Consider the following 1759-nt stretch of genomic DNA (forward strand, 5'->3'; position numbering starts at 1 on the left):
ACCGTCGCACCGCCACCCAGGCCGCTGTTGAACGCCTTGAGCGTCGCGTCGATACCCAGGCCGCCGGTCAGGCCACCCACCAGGGCGCCGACAATGATCGCGATCACCACATGCACGCGGGACAAGCTGAGCACCAGCATGGTGCCGACCGCGGCGATTACTGCATTAATCATCGTTACCTCAAGACAGAAAACATGAAAAAAGCACGCACCTGCCCGGGCTGCTGTCGGGAACGGCTGCCGCAAACCAGGTTTTAAGGGAGTTTTATTAGAGGGCGCGCACTTTGCAGCACCCGGCCTGCCTTGTCAAAAAAGTGGGGAGAAGGTTTGTCAGTGGTTAGGGGATTTGTCTGTGGCGAGGGGGCTTGTCCCCCGTTGGAGTGCGCAGCGCTCCCGCTTTTCTTGGGGCCGCTAAGCAGCCCAACGGGGGACAAGCCCCCTCGCCACACAAACAGCTTTAAATTGATCGTTTGAATAAAGAAAATTTCCGAGCGGCCGATACAGGCAGATCGTCTCTGTCGTATCGAAAGGTTAAGGAAGGCTCCATGTCGCTCAGACAGCTGTCCATTCAATGGAAAATTACCCTGCTGGCCGGTCTTTGCCTGCTGGGCATCGTGACCTTGCTGGTAGGTCTCTCGCTGTACCGCATGGCGCAGAGCTCCGACCTGGTCAAGGCTTCCAGTATGGAAATGCTCGACGAAGCCGCCCAGGCGCGCATCGAAGCCCAGGGTGAGGTCCAGGCCTTGGGCATTCGCCAGCAGTTCATGGACGCCTATCAATACGGCCACGGTTTTTCCCGGCAGGTGTTGTTCCTGCGCGAACAGGCCGAGAAACGCTTCCTGGATGCCTTCGACCTGCGCGAAGACCTGACCCGCCAGGTCAAGGCCGCGCTGCAGGCCAATCCGGAACTGCTGGGCCTGTCCCTGGTATTCGAGGCCAACGCACTGGATGGCAAGGACGAACTGTTCGCCAACCAGCAAGAGCTGGGCAGCAACGACAAGGGCCGCTTTGCGCTGTACTGGTCCCAGCCGACTGCGGGCAAGCTGACTTCAATGTCGCTGCCTGAAAGCGACATGTCCGACACCAGCGTCGGACCCAGCGGCGAAAAAGCCAACGCCTGGTTCACCTGCCCGCGCACCACACTCAAGCCCTGCGTGATCGAGCCGTACTTCTATGTGATCGATGGGCAAAAGGTGCTGATGACCAGCATCGTCTTCCCGCTGATGGTCAACGGCAAAGTCATCGCCTCGCTGTCGGTGGACATCAACCTCAACAGCCTGCAAGCCGTCAGCCAGGGCGCCAGCCAGAAACTCTACGACGGCCAGACCAGCGTCAGCATCATCAGCCCGGTGGGCCTGCTGGCCGGCTACAGTCCGGACGCCGGCAAACTCAGCCAGCGCCTGGATGCCGTCGACACCGCCAACGGCGCGCAATTGATCAGTTCGCTTTCCACCAGCACCCAGACCCGCAGCGTGCGCACCGACCACCAACTCAAGGTGCTCGCGCCGTTCCAGCCGATCCCCGATGGCAAGCCGTGGGGCGTGTTGCTGGATGTTCCAGAAAAAGTCCTGGTGGCTCCGGCTGAGGCCCTGAAGTCCAAACTGGACGCCGATAACGCCAAGGGCACCCTGCTGGAACTGAGCCTGGGCCTGCTGGCAGCAATCGTCGGCCTGTTGCTGGTGTGGCTGATGGCCCGCAGCGTGACCCGGCCGATCCTCGGTGTGGCGCGCATGCTGGAAGACATTGCCAGTGGCGAAGGT

Annotated in this window: 2 pseudogenes; one reads left to right on the forward strand and one right to left on the reverse strand. The window is 60.9% G+C overall.

The annotated features are described in order from the left end of the window. Window positions 1-170, reverse strand: a pseudogene (locus HX846_RS29990) (sodium:proton antiporter); the annotation flags it as partial. A 374-nt stretch (window positions 171-544) separates the two neighbouring features. On the opposite strand from HX846_RS29990, the pseudogene HX846_RS29995 reads away from it, so the two are divergent. Then, window positions 545-1759: pseudogene (locus HX846_RS29995) on the forward strand (chemotaxis protein); the annotation flags it as partial.

This window comes from Pseudomonas sp. K5002 (assembly GCF_013386655.1).
Classification (GTDB): domain Bacteria; phylum Pseudomonadota; class Gammaproteobacteria; order Pseudomonadales; family Pseudomonadaceae; genus Aquipseudomonas.